This window comes from Actinomadura napierensis, from assembly GCF_039529375.1.
Lineage (GTDB): Bacteria > Actinomycetota > Actinomycetes > Streptosporangiales > Streptosporangiaceae > Spirillospora > Spirillospora napierensis.
Window position 1 is genome coordinate 54,441 of the sequence record NZ_BAAAMR010000042.1, and the last position, 23,743, is coordinate 78,183.

General features: G+C 74.1%; 19 protein-coding genes. 18 read left to right on the forward strand and 1 reads right to left on the reverse strand.

The window, feature by feature from the left end; translation table 11 throughout:
- The first annotated feature begins 151 nt into the window (after nt 1-151).
- The 13 genes from pyrR to metK all read left to right on the forward strand — a co-directional run bounded on the left by pyrR (nt 152) and on the right by metK (nt 14,988).
- Nucleotides 152-772 carry a bifunctional pyr operon transcriptional regulator/uracil phosphoribosyltransferase PyrR gene (gene pyrR, locus ABD296_RS23490; RefSeq protein ID WP_407061503.1) on the forward strand — a complete coding sequence of 207 codons (621 nt, stop codon included), beginning with the start codon at nt 152-154 and terminating at the stop codon, nt 770-772.
- Nucleotides 769-1,710 carry an aspartate carbamoyltransferase catalytic subunit gene (locus tag ABD296_RS23495; RefSeq protein ID WP_344270819.1) on the forward strand — a complete coding sequence of 314 codons (942 nt, stop codon included), beginning with the start codon at nt 769-771 and terminating at the stop codon, nt 1,708-1,710. Before pyrR ends, ABD296_RS23495 begins: the two co-directional genes overlap by 4 nt.
- Complete coding sequence (locus tag ABD296_RS23500; RefSeq protein WP_344270821.1) at nt 1,707-2,993, forward strand: dihydroorotase; 1,287 nt, start codon at nt 1,707-1,709, stop codon at nt 2,991-2,993. The genes ABD296_RS23495 and ABD296_RS23500 overlap by 4 nt, the downstream gene beginning before the upstream one ends.
- Nucleotides 2,990-4,108 (forward strand): glutamine-hydrolyzing carbamoyl-phosphate synthase small subunit, encoded by a 1,119-nt coding sequence (gene carA, locus ABD296_RS23505; RefSeq protein WP_344270823.1) that lies wholly within the window; start codon nt 2,990-2,992, stop codon nt 4,106-4,108. The genes ABD296_RS23500 and carA overlap by 4 nt, the downstream gene beginning before the upstream one ends.
- The gene (gene carB, locus ABD296_RS23510) at nt 4,108-7,503 is read left to right on the forward strand and encodes a carbamoyl-phosphate synthase large subunit (protein WP_344270825.1); all 3,396 of its coding nucleotides are present in this window, start codon (nt 4,108-4,110) and stop codon (nt 7,501-7,503) included. Before carA ends, carB begins: the two co-directional genes overlap by 1 nt.
- 77 nt (nt 7,504-7,580) lie before the next feature.
- Nucleotides 7,581-8,468: an iron-sulfur cluster-binding protein gene (locus tag ABD296_RS23515; RefSeq protein WP_344270827.1), complete on the forward strand. Its 888-nt coding sequence runs from the start codon at nt 7,581-7,583 to the stop codon at nt 8,466-8,468.
- The gene (locus ABD296_RS23520) at nt 8,465-9,445 is read left to right on the forward strand and encodes a dihydroorotate dehydrogenase (protein ID WP_344270829.1); all 981 of its coding nucleotides are present in this window, start codon (nt 8,465-8,467) and stop codon (nt 9,443-9,445) included. The genes ABD296_RS23515 and ABD296_RS23520 overlap by 4 nt, the downstream gene beginning before the upstream one ends.
- On the forward strand, nt 9,442-10,134 hold the full coding sequence (pyrF, locus tag ABD296_RS23525) for an orotidine-5'-phosphate decarboxylase (RefSeq protein WP_344270831.1): 693 nt from the start codon (nt 9,442-9,444) through the stop codon (nt 10,132-10,134). The genes ABD296_RS23520 and pyrF overlap by 4 nt, the downstream gene beginning before the upstream one ends.
- Before the next feature lie 814 nt (nt 10,135-10,948).
- Nucleotides 10,949-11,275 (forward strand): integration host factor, actinobacterial type, encoded by a 327-nt coding sequence (mihF, locus tag ABD296_RS23530; RefSeq protein WP_021597647.1) that lies wholly within the window; start codon nt 10,949-10,951, stop codon nt 11,273-11,275.
- A gap of 148 nt (nt 11,276-11,423) precedes the next feature.
- Complete coding sequence (gene gmk / locus ABD296_RS23535; RefSeq protein WP_344270836.1) at nt 11,424-11,972, forward strand: guanylate kinase; 549 nt, start codon at nt 11,424-11,426, stop codon at nt 11,970-11,972.
- A 62-nt stretch (nt 11,973-12,034) separates the two neighbouring features.
- The gene (gene rpoZ / locus ABD296_RS23540; RefSeq protein ID WP_151542026.1) at nt 12,035-12,289 is read left to right on the forward strand and encodes a DNA-directed RNA polymerase subunit omega; all 255 of its coding nucleotides are present in this window, start codon (nt 12,035-12,037) and stop codon (nt 12,287-12,289) included.
- Between the two features lie 82 nt (nt 12,290-12,371).
- Nucleotides 12,372-13,604: a bifunctional phosphopantothenoylcysteine decarboxylase/phosphopantothenate--cysteine ligase CoaBC gene (gene coaBC / locus ABD296_RS23545; protein WP_344270841.1), complete on the forward strand. Its 1,233-nt coding sequence runs from the start codon at nt 12,372-12,374 to the stop codon at nt 13,602-13,604.
- A gap of 178 nt (nt 13,605-13,782) precedes the next feature.
- The gene (metK, locus tag ABD296_RS23550; RefSeq protein ID WP_344270844.1) at nt 13,783-14,988 is read left to right on the forward strand and encodes a methionine adenosyltransferase; all 1,206 of its coding nucleotides are present in this window, start codon (nt 13,783-13,785) and stop codon (nt 14,986-14,988) included.
- Between the two features lie 350 nt (nt 14,989-15,338).
- On the opposite strand, the gene ABD296_RS23555 is transcribed toward metK, so the two are convergent.
- On the reverse strand, nt 15,339-17,012 hold the full coding sequence (locus ABD296_RS23555) for an MFS transporter (protein ID WP_344270847.1): 1,674 nt from the start codon (nt 17,010-17,012) through the stop codon (nt 15,339-15,341).
- Nucleotides 17,013-17,164: 152 nt separating this feature from the next.
- Here ABD296_RS23555 and ABD296_RS23560 point away from each other — a divergent pair, with 152 nt between their 5' ends.
- From ABD296_RS23560 to ABD296_RS23580, 5 genes are all read left to right on the forward strand, one after another.
- A complete protein-coding gene (locus ABD296_RS23560; protein ID WP_344270850.1) occupies nt 17,165-19,276 on the forward strand; it encodes a primosomal protein N' in 2,112 nt (703 codons plus the stop codon).
- A 72-nt stretch (nt 19,277-19,348) separates the two neighbouring features.
- Nucleotides 19,349-21,160: a hypothetical protein gene (locus ABD296_RS23565; RefSeq protein ID WP_344270852.1), complete on the forward strand. Its 1,812-nt coding sequence runs from the start codon at nt 19,349-19,351 to the stop codon at nt 21,158-21,160.
- 179 nt (nt 21,161-21,339) lie between these two features.
- The gene (gene def, locus ABD296_RS23570) at nt 21,340-21,885 is read left to right on the forward strand and encodes a peptide deformylase (RefSeq protein WP_344270854.1); all 546 of its coding nucleotides are present in this window, start codon (nt 21,340-21,342) and stop codon (nt 21,883-21,885) included.
- Entirely contained in the window at nt 21,886-22,812 is a 927-nt protein-coding gene (gene fmt, locus ABD296_RS23575; protein ID WP_344270857.1) for a methionyl-tRNA formyltransferase, read from the forward strand.
- Nucleotides 22,812-23,743: transcription antitermination factor NusB (locus ABD296_RS23580; protein ID WP_344270860.1), on the forward strand; the 932-nt coding region annotated here is incomplete at its 3' end. The genes fmt and ABD296_RS23580, both read left to right, overlap by 1 nt.

The window sequence follows — 23,743 nt, forward strand, 5'->3', positions numbered from 1 at the left end:
CGGGCGTCCCGAATGTGACCCCTCTCACCCCGTCTCACCAGGCAGGACGCCGACGGCCCGGGTGCGGGGCGGTCGCGCCCGGCTGCTACCGTGTTCGGGACAAGGCGTCCTTTAAGACCCGTCCCGTGAGGCGGGAAAGGAGGTTTCGGCGGTGAATGCTGCCTCCAGGCCGGTTCGGCCTGCGGAGGCGCGCGCGGACGGAGATCCCCGGCCCAAGGCCGTTCTCGAGGGTCCCGACATCAGGCGCGCGCTGACCCGGATCGCGCACGAGATCCTCGAACGCACCAAGGGCGGGCACGACGTCCTGCTCCTCGGCATCCAGACGCGCGGCGTGACCCTCGCCGAGCGGCTCGCCGGGCTGCTGCACGACGTCGAGGGCCGGCCGGTGCCGTGGGGATCCCTCGACGTCACCATGTACCGGGACGACCTGCGCATGCGCCCCGCCCGCGCGCTCGGCCGCACCGAGCTGCCGTCCGACGGGATCGACGACCGCGTCGTCGTGCTGGTCGACGACGTGCTGTTCTCCGGCCGGACGGTCCGCGCCGCGCTCGACGCGCTCAACGACCTCGGGCGGCCGCGCGCCGTCCAGCTCGCCGTCCTGGTGGACCGCGGGCACCGCGAGCTGCCCATCCGCGCGGACTACGTGGGCAAGAACCTGCCCACCTCGATGCGCGAGAACGTGAAGGTCCTGCTGGCCGAGAACGACGGCCGCGACGCGGTGCTGCTCGGCCCCGCCGCAGGGGCGCCCGTACCCGCGGAGGGAGCCAAGTGAAACGCCATCTGATCTCGGCGGCCGACCTGACCCGCGACGACGCGCTGCTGGTGCTGGACACGGCCGAGGAGCTCGCCCAGATCGCGAGCCGCGCCGTGAAGAAGCTGCCGACGCTGCGCGGCCGGACGGTCGTCAACCTGTTCTTCGAGGACTCCACCCGCACCCGGATCTCGTTCGAGGCGGCCGCCAAGCGGCTGTCCGCCGACGTGATCAACTTCTCCGCGAAGGGGTCGAGCGTGTCCAAGGGCGAGAGCCTGAAGGACACCGCGCTCACCCTGGAGGCGATGGGCGCCGACGGCGTCGTCATCCGGCACAGCGCGTCCGGCGCGCCGCACCGGCTGGCCGGCTGGGTGCAGGGCAGCGTCGTCAACGCCGGCGACGGCACGCACGAGCACCCCACGCAGGCGCTGCTGGACGCGTTCACGATGCGCAAGCGCCTCGGCGACCTGGAGGGCCGCCGCGTCACGATCGTCGGCGACGTCCTGCACAGCCGGGTGGCACGATCCAACGTGCTGCTGCTCAACACCCTCGGCGCCGACGTCACCGTGGTCGCGCCGCCGACGCTGCTGCCGGTCGCGATCGACACCTGGCCCTGCTCGGTCTCCTACGACCTGGACGGCGTGCTCCCCAAGAGCGACGTCATCATGATGCTGCGCGTCCAGCAGGAGCGGATGAACGCCGCGTACTTCCCGACCGTCCGCGAGTACAGCCGCCGCTACGGCCTGGACACCGAGCGCATGGCGGCGCTGCCCGACCACGCGATCGTCATGCACCCCGGCCCGATGAACCGCGGCGTCGAGATCGCCGCGGAGGTCGCCGACTCGGTCCGCTCCACCATCGTCGAGCAGGTCGCCAACGGCGTCAGCGCCCGCATGGCGGTCCTCTACCTGCTGCTCGGAGGCTCCGAGCCCGCCATCGGCCAGGAGGTCTCCCCGTGAGCACGTACGTCATCAAGGGCGCCCGGATCCTCGGCGGCGAGCCCGCCGGCATCCTGGTCCGCGACGGCGTCATCGCCGAGGTCGGCGCCGGCTTGGACGAGGCCGGCGCGCAGGTCGTCGACGCCGCGGGCCTCGTCGCGCTGCCCGGCCTGGTCGACCTGCACACCCACCTGCGCGAGCCCGGGCGCGAGGACGCCGAGACCGTCGAGTCCGGCACGAAGGCGGCGGCGATGGGCGGCTACACGGCCGTCCACGCGATGGCCAACACCGACCCGGTCGCCGACACCGCCGGTGTCGTCGAGCAGGTGTGGCGGCTCGGCCGCGAGGCCGGGTACTGCGACGTCCAGCCCGTCGGGGCGGTGACGCGCGGGATCGCCGGCGAGAAGCTCGCCGAGCTCGGCGCGATGGCCGACTCCGCCGCCGAGGTGCGGGTGTTCTCCGACGACGGGCACTGCGTGTCCGACGCGGTGATCATGCGCCGGGCGCTGGAGTACGTGAAGGCGTTCGACGGCGTCGTCGCCCAGCACGCGCAGGAGCCCCGGCTCACCGAGGGCGCGCAGATGAACGAGGGCGAGATGTCCGCGGCGCTCGGCCTGCGCGGCTGGCCCGCGGTCGCCGAGGAGGCGATCATCGCCCGGGACGTGCTGCTCGCCCAGCACGTCGGGTCGCGGCTGCACGTCTGCCACGTGTCCACCGCCGGCTCGGTGGAGATCATCCGGTGGGCGAAGAGCAAGGGCTGCCCGGTGACCGCCGAGGTCACCCCGCACCACCTGCTGCTCAACGACGCCAAGGCCGGCACCTACGACCCGATCTTCAAGGTCAACCCGCCGCTGCGCACCGCCGACGACGTCACCGCGCTGCGGCACGCGCTCGCCGACGGCACCATCGACTGCGTCGCCACCGACCACGCCCCCCACCCGGTCGAGGCCAAGGAGACCGAGTGGGCGGTCGCCGCGATGGGCATGATCGGCCTGGAGACGGCGCTGCCGGTCGTCCAGGAGGCCATGGTCGAGACCGGCCTGCTGGACTGGGCCGGGGTCGCCGACCGGATGGCGTACCGTCCCGCACGCATCGGCCGCCTTTCCGGACAGGGTCGTCCGCTGGAGGCAGGTTCGCCCGCCAACATCACGCTGTACGACCCGTCGCCGCGCCGCGCCGTGGACCCGTCGGCGATGACCTCCAAGAGCCGCAACACCCCCTTCGCGGGGCTGGAGCTGCCGGGCCGGGTCGTCGCGACGTTCCTGCGCGGCAGGCCGACCGTCCTGGAAGGGAAGCTTCAGTGACCCCTGCTCTGCTCGTACTGGAAGACGGCAGGGTCTTCCACGGGACCGCCTACGGCGCCGCGGGCGAGACCTTCGGCGAGATGGTCTTCAACACCGGCATGACCGGCTACCAGGAGACGCTCACCGACCCGTCCTACGCCCGCCAGATCGTCGCCATGACGTCCCCCCACATCGGCAACACCGGGATCAACACCGAGGACCCGGAGTCCGAGCGCATCCAGGTCGCCGGGTACGTGGTGCGCGAGCCCGCGCGGGTGGCGTCCAACTGGCGCGCGACCGGCTCGCTCGGGTCGGCGCTGCGCGACCAGGGGATCGTGGGCATCGCGATCCCCGGCACCCGCGCGCTGACCCGGCACCTGCGCGACAGGGGCGCGATGCGCGCCGCGATCTTCAGCGGCCCGGACGCCCTCGCCCCCGGTGAGGACGCGCTGGTGGAGCGCGTCCGGCGGAGCCCGTCGATGGAGGGCGCCGACCTCGCCCGCGACGTCTCGGCCGCCGAGCCCTACGTCGTCGAGGCGCGGGGCGAGAAGCGCTACACCGTCGCCGCCGTGGACCTCGGCATCAAGTCGATGACGCCGTACCGGATGTCCGAGCGCGGCTGCGAGGTGCACGTGCTGCCCGCGGGCAGCACCGCCGAGGACATCCTCGCGCTGAACCCCGACGGGGTGTTCTTCTCCAACGGCCCCGGCGACCCCGCCGCCGCCGACTACGCCGTGGACGCGCTGCGCGGCGTCCTGGACGCCGGCAAGCCGTTCTTCGGCATCTGCTTCGGCAACCAGATCTTCGGCCGCGCCCTCGGGCTCGGCACCTACAAGCTGCGGTTCGGGCACCGGGGCATCAACCAGCCCGTCCAGGACCGCACGACCGGAAAGGTCGACGTGTCGGCGCACAACCACGGGTTCGCCGTGGACGCGCCCACCGACGGCCCGTTCGACACCCGCTACGGGCGCGCCGAGGTCAGCCACGTGAACCTCAACGACGGCTGCGTCGAGGGGCTGCGGCTCCTGGACCGCCCGGCGTTCAGCGTCCAGTACCACCCGGAGGCCGCGGCGGGGCCGCACGACGCGTCCGGGCTCTTCGACCGTTTCTGCGAGCTGATGGAGGGGTCGAGGTAATGCCGCGCCGCGAAGACCTGAAGTCCGTCCTGGTCATCGGCTCGGGGCCGATCGTCATCGGGCAGGCCTGCGAGTTCGACTACTCCGGCACCCAGGCGTGCCGGGTGCTGAAGGCCGAGGGCCTGCGGGTGACGCTGGTCAACAGCAACCCCGCCACGATCATGACCGACCCGGAGTTCGCCGACGCCACCTACGTCGAGCCGATCACCCCCGAGGTCGTCGAGAAGATCATCGCCAAGGAGCGGCCGGACGCGCTGCTGCCCACGCTGGGCGGCCAGACGGCCCTCAACACCGCCATCGCGCTCTTCGAGAGCGGCGTCCTGGCCCGGTACGGGGTCGAGCTGATCGGCGCCGACGTGGACGCGATCCAGGCCGGCGAGAACCGCGAGAAGTTCAAGGAGATCGTCGCCAAGGTCGCGCGCGAGCAGGGCCTGAACGCCGAGTCCGCCAAGTCGGTGATCTGCCACACCATGGACGAGATCGTCGCCGCCGCCGGCGAGCTCGGCTACCCGCTCGTCGTCCGGCCGTCGTTCACCATGGGCGGCCGGGGCTCCGGCTTCGCCCACGACGAGGACGAGCTGCGCCGCATCGCCGGCGCCGGCCTCGACGCGTCCCCGACCAGCGAGGTGCTCCTGGAGGAGTCGATCCTCGGCTGGAAGGAGTACGAGCTGGAGGTCATGCGGGACCGCGCCGACAACGTCGTCATCGTGTGCTCCATCGAGAACCTCGACCCGATGGGCGTGCACACCGGCGACTCGATCACCGTCGCGCCCGCGATGACGCTGACCGACCGCGAGTACCAGAACATGCGCGACGTCGCGATCGCGGTGATCCGCGAGGTCGGCGTCGACACCGGCGGCTGCAACATCCAGTTCGCGGTGCACCCCGGCACCGGCCGGATGATCGTCATCGAGATGAACCCGCGGGTGTCGCGGTCGTCGGCCCTCGCCTCCAAGGCCACCGGCTTCCCGATCGCCAAGATCGCCGCGAAGCTGGCCATCGGCTACACCCTCGACGAGATCCCCAACGACATCACCCGCGAGACCCCCGCGTCGTTCGAGCCGACCCTCGACTACGTCGTGGTGAAGGTGCCGCGGTTCGCGTTCGAGAAGTTCCCCGGCGCCGACCCGACCCTCACCACCCACATGAAGTCGGTCGGCGAGGCGATGGCGATCGGCCGCTGCTTCACCGAGGCGCTGCAGAAGGCGCTGCGGTCGCTGGAGCAGAAGGGCTCGTCGTTCAGCTGGGCCGGGCTCGCCGACGCCGACCCCGCCGCGCTGCTGGAGTCGGCGAAGCGGCCGCACGAGGGGCGGCTGCGGGAGGTCCAGCTCGCGCTGGCGGCCGGGGCGAGCCTCCAGGAGGCCTACGAGGCGACCCGGATCGACCCGTGGTTCCTCGACCAGATCTCCGCGATCAACGAGACCGCCGAGGAGATCCGCACCGCCGACGACGCGCTCACCCGCGACAAGCTGCTGCGCGCCAAGCGGCACGGCTTCTCCGACGCGCAGATCGGCGAGCTGCGGGGCCTGTCGGAGGAGGTCGTCCGGGAACTGCGGCACGCGCTCGGCGTCCGCCCCGTCTACCTGACCGTCGACACCTGCGCCGCCGAGTTCGCCGCGCAGACCCCGTACCTGTACTCCGCCTACGACGAGGAGACCGAGGTCCCGCCGGGCGAGAAGCCCAAGGTGCTCATCCTCGGCAGCGGGCCCAACCGCATCGGCCAGGGCGTCGAGTTCGACTACTCGTGCGTCCACGCCTCGTTCGCGCTGGCCGAGGCCGGCTACGAGACCGTCATGGTCAACTGCAACCCCGAGACCGTCTCCACCGACTACGACACCTCCGACCGGCTGTACTTCGAGCCGCTCACCCTGGAGGACGTCCTCGAGGTGGTGTACGCCGAGCAGCGGTCCGGCGAGGTCGCGGGCGTCATCGTCCAGCTCGGCGGGCAGACGCCGCTGGGCCTGGCGCAGAAGCTCAAGGACGCCGGCGTGCCGATCGTCGGCACGTCCCCGGAGAGCATCCACCTGGCGGAGGAGCGCGGCGCGTTCGGGCGCGTCCTGCACCGCGCCGGGCTGCTCGCCCCCAAGCACGGCACCGCCACCTCCTACGAGGAGGCCCTCGAGATCGCCGCCGAGATCGGCTACCCGGTCCTCGTCCGGCCCTCGTACGTGCTCGGCGGGCGCGGCATGGAGATCGTGTACGACGACACCACGCTGGAGTCGTACATGGCGCGCGCCACCGAGGCGAGCCCCGAGCACCCGGTGCTCGTCGACCGGTTCCTGGACGAGGCGATCGAGATCGACGTCGACGCCCTCTACGACGGCGAGGAGCTGTACCTCGGCGGCGTCATGGAGCACATCGAGGAGGCCGGCATCCACTCCGGCGACTCGGCGTGCGCGCTGCCGCCCATCACCCTCGGCCACGACGACGTCCGCCGCATCCGCGAGGCCACCGAGGCGCTCGCCAAGGGCGTCGGGGTGCGCGGGCTGATGAACGTCCAGTACGCGCTGTCGGCGGGCGTCCTGTACGTCCTGGAGGCCAACCCGCGCGCGTCCCGGACCGTCCCGTTCGTGTCCAAGGCGACGGCGGTGCAGCTCGCCAAGGCCGCCGCCCGCGTGATGATGGGCGCGAGGGTCGCCGAGCTGCGCGCCGAGGGCCTGCTGCCGGAGACCGGCGACGGCGGCACCCTGCCGCTGGACGCGCCGATCGCGGTGAAGGAGGCCGTGCTGCCCTTCGACCGGTTCCGCAACGAGCGCGGGCAGGGCGTCGACACCGTCCTCGGCCCCGAGATGCGCTCCACCGGCGAGGTCATGGGCATCGACGAGGTGTTCGGCACCGCGTTCGCCAAGTCGCAGCAGGCCGCCTACGGGTCGCTGCCCACCAAGGGACGCGCGTTCGTGTCGGTCGCAAACCGGGACAAGCGGCACATGATCTTCCCGGTCAAGCGCCTCGCTGACCTGGGCTTTGAGATTCTTGCCACGGAAGGGACCGCGGAGGTCCTGCGCCGCAACGGCGTGCGTGCCAAGATCGTGCGCAAGCACAGCGAAGGCCAGGGCCCGGACGGCGAGCCCACCATCGTGCGGCGCGTCCTGGACGGCGAGGTCGACCTCATCGTCAATACTCCCTTCGGAAGCCCCGGCCAGTCGGGGCCGCGGCTCGACGGTTACGAGATCCGCACCGCGGCGGTCCTGCGGGGCGTACCGTGCGTGACGACCGTGCAGGGGCTCGCCGCCGCCGTCCAGGGCATCGAGGCCGTCGCGGGCGGCCAGGTCGGCGTCCGCTCCCTCCAGGAGCACGCCGAGCGGATCGCCGGCGCCCACGGACGCACCGGCCCCGCGACCGGCGCGGCGGCCGGGACCGGCGACGGCGCGCCGGGGCCGGGGACGGCGCGGTGACGCCCGGGTGACATCCGCCGCGCGGGCGGGGCGAGGCGTCCCGCCCGCGCGGCGAACGCGACGAGAGAGGGAGACGGGTGTCCGACACGCCGGTGCAGACGTCGGCGACGGTCCTCACGGTCCGCCAGGTGCAGGACTACCACGCGATGACGCTGGTGGCGCCCGCGATCGCCGAGCGGTTCCGGCCCGGCCAGTTCGTGGCCGTCGCCGTCGGCGGCGAGCACACCGCCCGGCTGGTGCGCCGCTGCTTCGGCGTCCACCAGGTGCAGTCCGACTACGGCGGCACGGTCGAGGTCGTGTTCGCCGACACCGAGCCCGGCACCGGCTGGCTCGCCGGCCGCCGCTCCCGCGACCAGCTCGACCTGCTCGGCCCGCTCGGCCGCCCGTTCCGGCTGCCCCGCGACCCCGTCAGCTGCCTGCTGGCCGCGGGCGGCCCCGGCGGCGCCGCGGTGTTCGCGCTCGCCGACACGCTGCTGCGGCGCGGCTGCCAGGTGCACTTCGTGCTCGCCGGGCCGACCGCCCGGCAGGTGTTCGGGTCCCGGATGGCGCAGCGCATCGGCGACTCCGCCACCGTCGTCACCGAGGACGGCTCGCTCGGCGAGAAGGGCGCCATGCGGGACGTGCTGCCGCGCGTCGTCCAGGAGACCGGCGCCGACGTCGTCTACGCCTGCGGGCCGACGGGGCTGCTGCGCTCGGTCACCCAGATCGCCGGCGAGTTCGGCCTGCCGTCCCAGGTGTCGGTGGAGGAGTTCCTGCAGCGGACCGGGGCGTGCGGCATCGGCGCCTGCATGACCTGCATGCTGCCGATCCACGGCGAGGACGGCGTCACCCGCATGGTCCGCGCCTGCGCCGACGGGCCCGTCCTGCGCGGCGACCGCGTCCGCTGGGGAGACCTCGGCACCATCCCGTTCGACGCGCTGGGCGCCCCGCGCGTCCTGAGCGTCACGGAAGGGGGCTCGAAGTGAGCGACCGGGTCACCACCACCCTCGGCGCCCTGGAGCTCTCCAATCCGGTCCTGACGGCCTCCGGGTGCGGCGGGACGGGACGCGAGCTGGCCCAGTTCTTCGAGCTGTCCCGTCTCGGCGCGTTCGTCACCACCTCGGTGATGTCCCAAGCGCGCGCGGGACGCCCCACGCCGCGCGTCACCGAGACGCCCAGCGGGCTGCTCACCGCCATGGGCCTGCCCGGGCCCGGCGTCGAGGCGTTCCTGGAACGCGACCTCCCCTGGCTCATCGAGCAGGACGTCCGCACCATCGTGTCCATCGCGGGCAACAGCGTCGAGGAGTTCGGCGACCTCGCCCGCCGGCTCCGCAACGTCCCCGGCGTCGCCGCCATCGAGGTCAACGTCGCCTGCCCCAACGTCGAGGACCGCGGCCGCATGTTCGGCTGGCACCCGTCGGCCGCCGCGTCCGTGCTGCGCGCCGTCCGCGCCGGCGCCCGGCCCGGCACCCCGGTGTTCGCCAAGCTCGGCCCCGACGTCACCGACATCGTCGGGATCGCGCTGGCCTGCGTCGACGCTGGCGCCGACGGCCTCACCCTGATCAACACCATGGACGGCATGGCGATCGACCCGCACACCCTGCGGCCCGCCCTCACCGGCGTGTCGGGCGGGCTGTCGGGGCCCGCGATCCGGCCCGTCGCCGTCCGCTGCGTCTACCAGGTGCACGCCGCGCTGCCGACGACCCCGATCATCGGCGTCGGGGGCGTCTCGACCGGCCTGGACGCGCTGGAGTTCATCCTGGCCGGCGCGTCCGCCGTCGCCGTCGGCACCGCCCTGTTCCACGACCCCACGGCCGGGCCCCGCGTCCTGCGCGAGCTGGAGGAGGCCCTCGCGGCCCGCCGCATCGGGCGCCTGGCCGACGCCGTCGGGCTCGCCCACAAGCCCGCCGGTTACGTGCCGCCCCAGGTGCGGCCGACCGAGCCCGAGAAGGAGATGCCGTGACCGCAGCCCCCATCGCCGTCGCGCTGGACGCCCCCGACCTGGAGACCGCCGCGCGCTGGGCCACCCTGGTCACGCCGCACGTCTCCACCATCAAGGTGGGCCTGGAGCTGTACCTGCGCTACGGGCCCGACGTCGTCGCCAGCGTCCGCGGCGCGAGCCGCGTCCAGGTGTTCCTGGACCTGAAGCTGCACGACATCCCCGCGACCGTGCGCGGCGCCGCCCGCGCCGTCGCCCGGCTCAAGCCGGCGTACCTGACCGTGCACGCCGCCGGCGGCCCCGCCATGATCCGCGAGGCGGTCGAGGCGGCCCCCGCCACCAAGATCGCCGCGGTGACGGTGCTGACCTCGCTGGACGAGGCCGACCTGCGCGCCGTCGGGCTCGACGGCCCCGCGCCCGACGCGGTCCGGCGGCTCGCCGCCCTCGCCGTCGGCGCGGGCGCCCAGGCGCTCGTCTGCTCGCCGCGGGAGGCCGCCGCCGTCCGCGCCGAGGTCGGCCCCGACATCACCCTGATCACCCCCGGCGTGCGGCCCGCCGGCGCCGACACCCAGGACCAGGCCAGGGTCGCCACCCCGGAGGCCGCCCTCGCCGCCGGTGCGGACCTGCTGGTCATCGGCCGCCCCATCACCGGCGCCCCCGACCCCGGTGCCGCCGCCGCCGCGATGGCCGCCGCGCTCCGCCGGGTGGTCTGACGGGGCCGTACGGCGCGCCGGTCGCCGCGTGGCGGCGCCGGCGGGACGGGGTTCGCGGGACGGGTGTGATGATCGCCGCGCAAGAGCGCGGGATTTGCTTTCCGGGCAGGATTTAGCGCCGGTGTTGTCGCGCACGCGGGGGACGCGCATTGTCGTTTTAGTTCGCTCGCGAATGCGGGGGCATCCGCAATGCGATACGGGCGGACGGCGAAGTCGGTTCGATCCCGGCGCGTTCCGGGGCGCCGTTTCGCGTCCGCCACGCCCGCCGGCCGGACGGCGGGTCCGGGCATGGGGAGACGGGGCGTGCGTGGGGGGAGCGGGGGGATGCGGGCGGCGGGCGGCTCCGGGTCTGGCTGAACGATCTTGGCGGGTGTGCTGTCGAGGATGGCAGTTGCGGTGCGCCCGCGACGTGCGGAACGGCCCGGCGTGACGAGCGTCACTCGGTCGGGACCGGCTGTGGGGGACTTCACACCGGGCCCGCGCGGGGGGCCGGATCCGGCCCGGCGGGGGGTGACGGGATCATGGCGGGGAGCCCCCCGGCGGGCGCGGACCGCCGCGCCGGGGCGGTGCCGGGTGCCGTAAATCGGGACAGAATGGGCGGATTTTCACGATCATGCGAAAGTCCCAGCAAGGCACGGGGATGGGCGGTCAGAGGCCCCGAGTCGAGTACACTCTGTATTCAGGACACTCCGGGGAGTGATTTTCGTGAATTTGTGGCGGGCTAAACGGCACTTCACGTTGCCTTATGGGGCGTGAACTCGCTAGTTTCCCAACCCGTCCGACTCCGTCGAGTGGAAACCTGAGGTGACCCGGCGTGGCTCTTCCGCCCCTAACCCCCGAACAGCGCGCCGCAGCCCTGGAGAAGGCTGCCAAGGCTCGCAAGGAGCGGGCCGAGGTTAAGAACAAGCTCAAGCACGGAGGAACCTCGCTCGCCGAGGTTCTCAAGGAGGGTCAGTCCGACGACGTCATCGGAAAGATGAAGGTGTCGGCCCTCCTGGAGTCCCTGCCCGGTGTGGGCAAGGTCCGTGCGAAGCAGATCATGGAGCGTCTGGGCATCGCCGAATCCCGCCGCGTGCGGGGCCTCGGCGCCAACCAGCGCGCCTCCCTGGAGCGTGAGTTCGGCGGAAGTGCGAACCGCTGACGCGCGACTCACGGGCGGGCGCGGCGGCCCCTCAGACGGGGAGACCGCCGCGGCCGGATCCGGGCTCCCCGGATCCGGCACCATCTCGTCCGGCTCCGGCGCACCCATCGCTGCGCCGGAGGGCTCCGAACAACCGCATGGCCCGCTCGTGTCCCGCCTGACGGTCCTGTCAGGGCCGTCGGGCGTCGGCAAGAGCACGGTCGTCGCCGAGATCCGGCGCTCACACCCCCGGGTGTGGCTGTCGGTCTCGGTGACCACCCGGTCCCCCCGACCGGGTGAGACCCACGGTGTGCAGTACTTCTTCGTCGACGACGCCGGTTTCGACCGGCTCGTCGCCGAAGGGGAGCTGCTCGAGTGGGCCGAGTTCGCGGGCAACCGCTACGGCACCCCGCGCCGGCCCGTGCAGGAGCGCCTCGCCCGCGGCGAGCCGGTCCTGCTGGAGATCGACCTGCAGGGCGCCCGGCAGGTCCGCGAGACGATGCCCGGCGCGCGGCTGGTCTTCCTCGCGCCGCCCAGCTGGGAGGAGCTCGTCCGCCGGCTCACCGGCCGCGGCACCGAGCCCCCCGAGGTGATCGAACGCCGGCTGGAGGCGGCCCGGGTCGAGCTGGCCGCCGAGAAGGAGTTCGACGTCACCCTGGTGAACACGTCCGTCCAGGACGTGTGCCACGAGCTGCTAGCCTTGATGGCTGTACGTTAGTGTCGGCGACCGCCGTGTCCGGCGGCCGGCATCGCAGTGGATCACTAGTGGAAGGCCACGGAGTGGCAGCCAGCAGCGAAGGCATCACCAACCCGTCGATCGACGAGCTCCTCGAGGTCGTCGAGACCAAGTACGGCCTCGTGAGCATCGCGGCCAAGCGCGCCCGGCAGATCAACGCCTACTACGCCCAGCTCGGCGAGGGCCTGCTGGAGTACGTCGGCCCGCTCGTCGAGACGCAGGTGCAGGAGAAGCCCCTGTCGATCGCGCTGCGCGAGACGCGCGAGGGCCTGCTCAACGCCGAGCCGATCGAGGGCTGACCGCCCCCGGTCCCGTCCGGGGGGCGACCCCCCTGGACCCCCGGTGCGAACCGGCGCCGGGGCCTGATGGAACAGTGTCCGCATGACCTCCCGAAAGCCGCGCGTCGTCCTCGGTGTGAGCGCCGGGATCGCCGCGTACAAGGTGTGCGAGCTGCTGCGGCGGCTCACCGAGTCGGGCCACGACGTCACCGTCGTGCCGACGCAGGACGCCCTCCGCTTCGTCGGCGAGCCGACCTGGGCGGCGCTGTCGGGCAACCCGGTCTCCACCGCCGTGTGGGACGGGGTGGCGCAGGTCCCGCACGTCCGGCTCGGGCAGGGCGCCGACCTGGTGCTCGTCGCCCCCGCCACCGCCGACCTGCTCGCCCGCGCCGCGCACGGCCTGGCCGACGACCTGCTCACCAACACCCTGCTCACGGCCCGCTGCCCGGTGGTGTTCGCGCCCGCGATGCACACCGAGATGTGGGAGCACCCGGCCACCCGGGCCAACGTCGCGACGCTGCGCGAGCGCGGCGCGGTCGTGGTGGAGCCCGCGTCCGGGCGGCTCACCGGCAAGGACACCGGCCCCGGCCGGCTGCCCGACCCCGCCGAGCTGTTCGAGGTGGCCCGGCACGTGCTCGCCCGCGGCTCTCACGGCGACGGGGCCGGACGCGACCTCGCCGGACGCCACGTGGTGGTGTCCGCCGGCGGGACCCGCGAACCCCTCGACCCCGTCCGGTTCATCGGCAACCGCTCGTCCGGGCTGCAGGGGTACGCGCTGGCCCGCACGGCGGCGGCGCGCGGCGCCCGGGTGACGCTCGTCGCGGCCAACGTGGCGCTGCCCGACCCGGCCGGCGCGCGGGTCGTGCCCGTCGGTTCGGCGGAGGACATGCGCAAGGCCGTGCTGGAGGCCGCCGACGCCGCCGACGCGGTCGTGATGGCCGCGGCCGTCGCCGACTTCCGCCCCGTCGACTACCGCGGCTCGAAGATCAAGAAGACCGAGGGGGACGAGCCGGAGCCGATCCGGCTCGCCAAGAACCCCGACATCCTGGCCGAGCTCGGCGAGCGCCGGCGGGCCGGGCAGGTGATCGTCGGTTTCGCGGCCGAGACCGACGACGTGCTCGCCAACGGCCGCGCCAAGCTCGCCCGCAAGCGCAGCGACCTGCTCGTGGTCAACCAGGTGGGGGAGGACCTCACCTTCGGCCGCCCCGACAACGCCGCGGTGATCCTCGGCGCGGACGGGTCGAGCACCGAGGTGCCGCGCGGCGCCAAGGAGGCGCTCGCCGAGGTCGTCTGGGACCTGGTCGCCGCGCGCCTGGACCCGCCGCCCGCGGATTGACGCGCGGATCGGCCGCAGGCCGCCCGACCGCGGCCGAGCCCATTCCGGCGCCCGATGACGATCGGGCTAGACTGCGGGCTTACACCTTGGATACCCGCGCGGGGGACGTCCCCGCCGAACTCGATGACATATCCGTCCTGCGACGTCAGTCAGCAGCCGCTGCAAGGAGTTCACGTACGTGTCTCGCCGCCTGTTCACCTCGGAGTCCGTCACCGAAGGACACCCGGACAAGATCGCGGACCAGATCAGCGACGCGATCCTCGACTCGATGCTCAAGGACGATCCGAAGAGCCGGGTCGCCGTCGAGACGATGATCACGACCGGTCAGGTGCATGTGGCCGGTGAGGTCACCACCGAGACCTATGTGGACATCCCCGGCGTCATCCGGGAGAAGATCCTCGAGATCGGCTACGACTCGTCCAAGAAGGGCTTCGACGGCCACTCCTGCGGCGTGTCGGTGTCGATCGGCGCGCAGTCGCCCGACATCGCGCAGGGCGTCGACGACGCCTACGAGACCCGCGAGGGCGAGGACCGCGACAAGCGCGGGGACGACCTGGACCGGCAGGGCGCCGGCGACCAGGGCCTGATGTTCGGCTACGCCACCAACGAGACCCCCGAGCTGATGCCGCTGCCGATCACGCTGGCGCACCGGCTCGCGCAGCGGCTGTCGGCGGTCCGCAAGGAGGGCACCGTCCCCTACCTGCGCCCGGACGGCAAGACCCAGGTCACCATCGAGTACGACGGCGACCGCGGCGTCCGCCTCGACACCGTCGTGGTGTCCAGCCAGCACGCTCCCGACATCGACCTGAAGGAGCTGCTCGGCCCGGACGTCAAGGAGCACGTCGTCGACCCCGTGCTCGCCCAGTTCGACCTGGACACGAGCGGGTACCGGCTGCTGGTGAACCCCACCGGGCGCTTCGAGATCGGCGGCCCGATGGGCGACGCCGGCCTCACCGGCCGCAAGATCATCGTGGACACCTACGGCGGCATGGCCCGGCACGGCGGCGGTGCGTTCTCCGGCAAGGACCCGTCCAAGGTCGACCGGTCCGCCGCGTACGCGATGCGCTGGGTCGCCAAGAACATCGTCGCCGCGCAGCTCGCCGACCGCGCCGAGGTCCAGGTCGCCTACGCGATCGGCAAGGCGCACCCGGTCGGGGTGTTCGTGGAGACGTTCGGCACCGAGAAGGTCGACCCGGACAAGATCGAGAAGGCCGTCGCCGACGTCTTCGACCTGCGTCCCGCCGCGATCGTGCGGGACCTCGACCTGCTGCGGCCGATCTACTCGCAGACCGCCGCCTACGGCCACTTCGGCCGCGAGGTGCCGGACTTCTCCTGGGAGTCCACCGACCGCGCCAAGGACCTGGCCTCCGCCGCCGGCCTGTGAGCCGCCGCCACCGCTGATCGCCGCCGAGAGGGCCCTGGAGACGTTCCGGGGCCCTCTCCGCATATCCGGACGCCTCAGCCCGCCAGAAGCCGCCAGGCGCCATCTGACGCCCCGCAGGCGCCCACGGATGATCCAGAGGGCCGACGAACTCGTCCCAGGGAACCTCAGCCGTTACGCGAGCGCGCTATCTGACCGGTGGGGGCGAAGCCGAAGGCGAGCCCCCACCGGGAAGCTCGCGAAGCGAGGCCGCGCTCGCCCCAAGCACGGTCAGCGGGCGAGCCGCCAGGCGAGCCCGCTGGGCCGGGGTTGTGGAAACACAGCCGCCAGGCGAGCGCCTTGGGCCGGGATTGTCAGGGATTCGAGCAGTGGTTGCCGCGGTGGAGGCCGTAGTGGGCGGCGATCGTGTAGCGGCCGGCCTCCCGGGCCTTCATCCGGACGAACTCGCCCGCGCGGGCGAGGCAGGCGTCGCCGCCGGTGACGCCCAGCCACGGCGACCAGGAGGCCCGGACCAGCACGGAGCCGGGCGCCGGCATGTCCACGACCAGCTCACCGGAGTTGACCTCGTGGACGGTGGCGGGCGGGTCGACGAGCTGGGTGGGGTAGGCGACGCGGAACAGCCGCCAGTGCTCGTCGTGCCACACCTCCGCCAGGTACGGCTGGCCGGCCCTCACGAGCGCGGCCTCGTCCTTGCCGGACCAGTCGGTCTCCTGCCCGGGCAGGACGACGTACTGGACCGCCCACTTGTGCAGCCAGTCGCGGTAGGACGCGGGGGTGAGGGCGTCCTTCTCGTAGAACACCTCGTGGCGTTCGGCGTCGACCTGCCGGTTCCAGCCGCGCGCCAGGATGAAGTGCCGGCTGAGCCCGGCGGCCTCCCAGTGCGAGCGCAGCGGGACGACCTCGATGCGGGTGCGCTGCGCGCCGAGGGCGTGCAGCTCGTCGACGAGGCCCTGGGCGTTCGCGGCGGCCGAGGCGGCGGGGACGGTGTGGACGAGGTCCTCCATCGGCTTCACCACCTGCCACGAGGCCGTGAAGATGAACGCCACGGACAGCACGGCGATGCGCACCCGTCCGTGTGCGCGCGCGACGGCCGACAGGCAGAACATCCCGCCGAACACCAGCGAGAGGCGCTCGACGTTGCTGCCGACGGGCGAGGGGATCAGCCAGGTGAGGGCGATGCCGAGCAGGTAGACGCCGGCGCCGATCCGGACGAACCGCCAGTTCGGCGGCGCGAAGACCAGGATCGCGATGACGCTGACGATGCACCACACCACGATCGCGGTGAACGAGATCGGCTGGACGCCGCTGAACGGGAACAGCAGGCTCGTCGTCCCGACGACGATGGGCATGCCGATCGCGAGGGAGATCCCGGCGCGGCGCCGCCCGGTCAGGAAGAGGGTGGCGGCCAGCACCAGCAGGAACAGTCCCGCGACGGGACTGGACGCCGTCGCCAGCAGCCCGAGCCCGACCATCCCGGCGCAGCGCAGCGCGGGGGTGCCGCGCGGGGTGAACGCGACGATCACCGCCATCAGCGCGAACATCAGGCCGAGCCCGAACGTCACGCGGCCGGAGGCGGTGTTGCACGACAGCGCGAACGCGGCCCACAGCGCGGCGGGCAGCGCCATGGGCGCCTTGAACCGGACGAGGAGGTGCGCGGTGAGCGCCGCGGACACGGTGCCCGCCACGACGGCGACCGTGCGGATCCCGAACAGCGCCATGAGGTACGGCGACAGGACGCTGTAGGAGGCGGGGTGCATGCCGCCGTACCAGGCGAAGCTGTAGGCGGCGGTGGGGTGCTTCCAGGCGAAGTCGGTCCAGGCGGCCTGGGCGGCGAGGTCGCCGCCCTCGGCCGCCAGGTACAGGGCCCAGACCAGGTGCATGACGGCCGCGGCCACGGTGGCGGCCACGATGGGGTTGCGGGGGTTGGTCCACCGCTTCCACCAGGGCGCGCGGGAACGGCCCGGGCGCGCCGAGGGCTCGGCCCCGGCCCGGGCGTCGGTCAGCTCTGGACTATGCGCTGTGGTCACATCGCCTGCACGTGCTCGTCGGACGGCGAGGGCGCGAAGGGCATCGGGCGATCCCACGTGTCCGCGGATCCACCGAATGCGCGCCCCGTTCAAACGGACCACACCTTAGCGTGCGCCGATGACTGTCGGGCTGATCTGGTAGGACGGGGGACGTGACGGAGGACGGAGGGGGAGCGGACCTGATCCCGGGCCTGGACGACGTGCCCAGGGTCCCGGTGGAGAAGGCCCCGCAGGGCAAGGGGGCCGCGGGCAAGGCCGGGCGGAAGACCCCGAAGAAGGGGGCCCGCAGCCCCGCCGAAGAACGGCCCGTGGCGCGCGTCGCCGTCGACATGTCCCTGCCTCACCTCGATCGTCCCTTCGACTATCTGGTCCCGGCCGAACTCGACGCGACGGCCGTTCCGGGATGCCGGGTCAGGGTCCGGTTCGCCGGGCAGCTCGTCGACGGCTTCCTGCTGGAGCGCGCCGAGGAGAGCGGCCACGACGGAAAGCTCCTGTACCTGGAACGCGTGACGTCCCCGGAATGCGTCCTCACCCCCGAGATCGCCTCCCTGGCGCGGGAGATCGCCGACCGTTACGCGGGGACGTTCGCGGACGTCCTGCGGCTCGCCGTCCCGCCGCGCCATGCCCGCGTGGAGGCCGAACGCACCGAACCAGCCGAGCCCGCCGGTGACGAGCCATCGGGCGAAGTAACCGAACCGGCGGACGGCGAGAACCCCTGGCTGGAGTATCCGGCCGGTGCCTCGTTCCTCAAAGCGCTGGCCGATGGGCGGGCGCCTCGGGCGGTGTGGACGGCGCTGCCGGGGCCGCAGTGGGCGGAGGCCATCGCGCGGGCCGTGGCGGTGACGCTGCAAGGCGGCCGCGGGGCGCTGGTGGTGGTGGCCGACGGCCGCGACGTGGCCCGCGTGGACGCGGCGCTGGAGGCGGAGCTGGGGGAGGGGCGGCATGTCGCGGTGACGGCGGAGCTGGGCCCGGCCGAGCGCTACCGGCGGTGGCTGGCCGTCCTGCGGGGCAGGGCGCGGGCCGTGGTCGGAACGCGGGCCGCGATGTTCGCGCCCGTCGCCGACCTGGGGCTCACCGTGCTGTGGGACGACGGGGACGACGTCCACGCCGAGCCGCACGCCCCCTATCCCCATCCGCGCGAGGTGCTGGCGCTGCGCGCGCACCGGGCGGGCGCCGGGGCGCTGATCGGCGGCTTCACCCGGACCACGGACGCGACCGTACTGGTCGAGACGGGCTGGGCGCACGCCCTGGCCGCCGACCGGGCGCGGGTGCGGCGCGCGATGCCGCGCGTCCGGTACGTGGGGGACGACGCGCAGCTCGCCCGGGACGCCGCCGCCCGCACGGCGCGCCTGCCGAACGTGGCGTTCGAGGCCGCGCGGGGCGCGCTGGAGCACGGCCCGGTGCTCGTGCAGGTGCCGAGGCGCGGCTACGTCCCCGGCATCGCGTGCGCGCGGTGCCGGACTCCCGCGCACTGCACGGCGTGCCAGGGGCCGTTGGCGCTGCCGTCGTCGCATGCGGCTCCCTACTGCCGGTGGTGCGGCCGCATAGCGGGCGACTGGCACTGCCCCGAATGCGGGTTCTTCCAGATGCGCGCGATGGTCGTGGGCGCGAAACGGACGGCGGAGGAACTGGGGCGGGCCTTCCCCGGCGTACCGGTGCGCACGTCCGGGCGGGAGGCGATCCTCGAACGGGTCGGCACCGAACGGGCGCTCGTGGTGGCGACGCCGGGCGCGGAGCCGCCCGCCGAGGACGGCTACACCGCCGCGCTGCTGCTGGACGGCTGGGTGCTGCTGGGCCGGCCCGACCTGCGGGCGGGGGAGGAGACGCTGCGCCGCTGGATGAACGCGGCGTCGCTCGTCCGTGCGGAGGGGCCGGTGGTCGTGGCGGCGGAGGGGACGCTGCCGGCGGTGCAGGCGCTCGTCCGCTGGGACCCGGTCACCTACGCCGAGCGGGAGCTGGCCGAGCGCCGGGAGGCGGGGTTCCCGCCGGCGGCCCGGATGGCGTCGCTGACCGCGACGCCCGCGGCGATCCGGGAGCTGCTGGAGGACGCGCGGCTGCCGGACGGCGCGGAGGTGCTCGGCCCGGTCCCCGTCCCGCGGCAGCCGGGGGCGGAGGGGCCGGAGAAGGAGCGCGCCCTCGTCCGCGTCCCCCGCGCGGCGGGCCAGGCACTCGCGCGCGCGCTCAAGGAGGCGCAGGGCGTCCGCAGCGCCCGCAAGGCGGCCGAGACCGTCCGCGTCCAGATCGACCCCCTGGAGCTCATCTGATCCCGGCGAACTCGGGCCCGGGGGTGTGCGGGTTCGGCCCCCGGGGAGGGCACCGACCAATAGGGTTCTCGGGTGGCCGACAACTGGGTTGAGACGACCGCGGGCGACCTGCGGAGCTGGGCGGACGAACGCGGCGAGAAGCTCGACGAGCAGGGCGCGCACCTGCTGCTCGACCTCGCCGGGCGGGAGATGGGGCTGGCCGGGCCGGGCGAGCTCACTCCGGAGGCGCTGCGCGAGCTGCTGCTGGAGGTGTTCCCGGAGACGGTGGTCGCGGGCGCCGACGAGGTGCCGTCCGTGCTGGACGCGATGCGGGCCGTCGCGGCGTTCCTGGGCGAGTCCGGCGCCGTGCCCGCCGCCCGCGCGGCGGAGCTGGCCGCGGAGATCGACCGGCTCGCCCCCGAGTTCGCCGAGGTGGTCGCCGAGACCGACGGCGCGGAGCGGCAGGTGGCCGCGGAGGTCGTGGCGGGGCTGATGGAGGGCGACGGCGTCGCGCTGGACGACCAGGACGCCGTCGAGGAGTGGATGCGGCGGTTCGAGGCGCTGCCCGACGAGGAGCGCTACGCCCGCGCCGAGGAGTACCTGCGGCGGACCGAGGAGCTGGTCGTCCCGCCGGTCCGGCTGGCGGCGTCGGCGGAGCTGGCGGACGCGGCGCGCCGCTCCGGGCTGGCCGCGGAGGTCCGGGCGCTGGCCGAGTGGACGGGCGAGCGGCCGCTGACCGAGATCGACGAGCTGACCGCGGCGGACGCCGAGGCCGCGGTGGCCGCGCTGGACCTGGCCACGCCGCGCCGCCTGCCGGACGCCGACGTCGCGGACCAGACCGATCTGCCGGAGCTCGACCGGCTGTGGTGGGCCGCGACCGAGGCGGAGGTGATCCTCGCCAAGGGCGGCCGGGCCGAGCCGGGGCCGGGGCTGCACGACCTCGGCTCCGACGACGACGAGCGCGTGCTGGGCGTGTGGGTGCGGCTGCTGGACTCCGTCGCCGTCCCGGAGCACGACCCGTCCGACGGGCTCGACGCGATCGAGCTCGTCCAGAACGAGCTGACCGGCGTGCTGATCCACCTGTACGAGCAGGAGGAGCCCGCCGGCCTCGACGAGCTGGCCGACGCGCTGCTCGGGCACGTCACCGAGGCGTACGAGATCTCTGACCGGGCGGCGCTGGCCGAGGCGGTGCTCGACGCGCTCGCGCTGGAGCTGGACGACCTGGCCCGCTGGGGCGTCGTCGAGCAGGCCGGCGAGGGCGGCCGCGTGCTCACGCCGCTGGGCGTGTGGGGCGTGCGGGAGCTGCTGCTGGCCGACGGGTTCGCGGCGCCGGTCGTCGGCGAGCTGGCCGGCGGGTCCGCCGCCGAGCTCGTCGCCGGGCTGGCCTGGCACCGGCCCGAGACCGCCGACGAGGAGATCGACGGGTGGCTGGCCGTCCACGACGTCAAGGACGCCGCCGCCGACCTGCTGGACGTGATGCGCGGCGGCGGGCCGGGCGCCCGCAACCTCGCCGCCGCCGTCCTGCACCGGGTCGGCCCGGAGGCGGCGCCGGTCGTGCGGGCGGCGCAGGAGCATCCGCTGGTGTCGCCGTACGCGGCGCTGTGGCTGAACGCGGCGGGCGACCCGGCCGGGCGGGAGCTGTCCCGCGCCGAGTACCTGTGGGTGTTCGTCGACACCGTCGCCGGGATGCTGGAGACCGCCGAGCCGGACGAGGCGGTCGCCGCGGCACTGGTCGACGCGCCGCCCGGGACGGAGATGCGGGAGATGGTGGACGAGCTGTGGCGCACCGACCATCCGGGCGTCGCGGACGTCCTGGAGGCGCTCGGCGACCACCATCCCGACAAGGCGACCGCCAAGGCGGCCCGCACCGCCGCCTACAAGGCGCGGTCCGGCGGAGGCGCGTGACCGGAGACGCATGACCGCCGGCGCGTGACCGAAGTCGCGTGACCGAATGCGCGTTGCCGGCGGCGTGCGAGATCCGCGTGATCCCTCCGTAGACTGGGGACGCGACATCCACGGTCCCGCCCGGCGCGCGCCCGGAACGGGCGGCGCGCGGCGCCCCACCCGCAGGAACGGAGTCCTCGTTGGCCGTCAAGCCCATCCGCCTCTTCGGCGACCCAGTGCTGCGCACCCCGGCGGAGCCGGTGAAGGACTTCGACAAGGAGCTGCGCCAGCTCGTCAAGGACCTCACCGACACGATGATCGACGCTCCCGGGGCGGGCCTGGCGGCGCCGCAGCTCGGCGTGGGCCTGCGGGTGTTCACCTACTACGTCGACGACCGGCTCGGGCACGTGGTGAACCCGACGCTGGACCTGTCGGACGAGCAGGAGACCGACGACGAGGGGTGCCTGTCGCTGCCCGGCCTGGCGTTCCCGACGCCGCGCTCGGTCGGGGTCGTGGCGAAGGGCTTCAACATGCACGGGGAGCCGATCACGCTGGAGGGCACGCACCTGCTGGCCCGCTGCGTCCAGCACGAGACCGACCACCTGGACGGCATCATCTTCGTCGACCGGATGGACGCGGAGCAGCGCAAGGCCGCGATGAAGGCGATCCGCGAGGCCGAGTGGTTCGGTGACCCGGCGCCCGTGGTGAAGGCGTCCCCGCACCGCACCTTCGGGAAGGCGATCTAGATGCGCCTCGTCTTCGCCGGGACCCCCGAGACCGCCCTTCCCGCGCTCGACGCGCTGCTCGCGTCCGGCCACGAGGTGGCCGCGGTGGTGACCCGCCCCGACGCCCCGTCCGGCCGCGGGCGCCGGATGGAGGCCGGCCCGGTGGCGCAGCGGGCCGCCGAGGCGGGCGTCGAGGCGCTCAAGCCCGCCAAGGCGCGCGACCCGGAGTTCCTCGACCGGCTCCGCGCGATCGCGCCTGACTGCTGCCCGGTCGTCGCCTACGGGGCGCTGCTGCCGCGCGAGGCGCTGGACATCCCCCGGCACGGCTGGGTGAACCTGCACTTCTCGCTGCTGCCGGCCTGGCGCGGCGCGGCGCCCGTCCAGCGCGCGATCCTGCACGGCGACGACGTGACCGGCGCGGCGACGTTCCAGATCGAGGAGGGCCTCGACACCGGGCCGGTCTACGGGGTGCTGACCGAGCCGATCCGCCCCACCGACACCACGGGCGACCTGCTGGGACGGCTGGCGACCGCGGGCGCGGGCCTGCTGCTGGACACGATGAACGGGATCGAGGCCGGCGTCCTGGAGGCGCGGCCGCAGCCGACCGAGGGCGTGTCGCACGCGGCGAAGCTGACCCCCGAGGACGCCCGCGTCGACTGGACCGCCCCGGCGCGGCACGTCGACCGGCTGATCCGGGCCTGCACACCCGCGCCGGGCGCCTGGACGACGTTCCGCGACGCCCGCGTCAAGCTTGGCCCGGTCCGCCCGGCGCCCGACGGCGAGAAGCTGTCGCCGGGGGAGCTGCGCGCCGGCAAGGCCGAGGTGCTGGTCGGCACGGCCACGCACCCGGTCGTGCTCGGGGACGTCCAGCCTCAGGGCAAGCGCCGCATGGCCGCCGCCGACTGGGTGCGCGGCGTCACCCTCACCGGTAAGGACGCGCTGCACTGATGCCGCCGACCCGAAGCGGCCGGGGCCGCCCCGACCGCAACCGCAGGCCCGGCGGCCCCCGCCAGACGGGCCGCCCGCAGGACCTGGTCCGCCGCACCGCGTTCGACGTGATCCGCGCGGTCGAGACCCGCGACGCGTACGCGAACCTGCTGCTGCCCACCCGCCTGCGCGACCGCGGCATCACCGGGCGCGACGCCGCCCTCGCCACCGAGCTGACCTACGGCACGCTGCGCGGCCGCGGCACCTACGACGCGGTGCTCGCGCTGTGCAGCGACCGCGAGCTGCGCCGCATCGACGCGCCGCTGCTGGACGTCCTGCGCCTCGGCGCGCACCAGATCCTCGCCACCCGCATCCCGCCGCACGCCGCGGTCGGCACGGCGGTCGAGCTGGCGCGGTCGGTGTCGGGCCCCGGCCAGGCCAAGTTCGCCAACGCGGTGCTCCGCAAGGTCGCCACCCGCGACCTGGACGCGTGGCTGGCGATCGTCGCGCCCGCCGACGCCGACACCACCACCCGGCTGTCGATCGCGCACAGCCACCCCAAGTGGATCGTGTCCGCGCTGCGCGACGCGCTCGGCCCCGACCGCGACGAGATCGGCGACCTGCTGGAGGCCGACAACGCGCGCCCGCGCGTGACGCTGGTCGCCCGGCCCGGACGCGCGACCGCGCAGGAGCTGTACGACGCGGGCGCCGAACCGGCCCGCTACTCGCCGTACGCGGCGGTGCTGGGCGAGGGCGACCCGGCGGCCATCGACGCTGTCCGCGACGGCCGCGCCGCCGTCCAGGACGAGGCGAGCCAGCTGGTCGCCCTGGCCCTGGCGGCGGCCCCGCTGGACGGCCGGGACGCCCGCTGGGCCGACGTCTGCGCGGGCCCCGGCGGCAAGGCCGGCCTGCTGTCGGTCGATGCGGCCGAGCGCGGCGCGCGGCTGGCGGC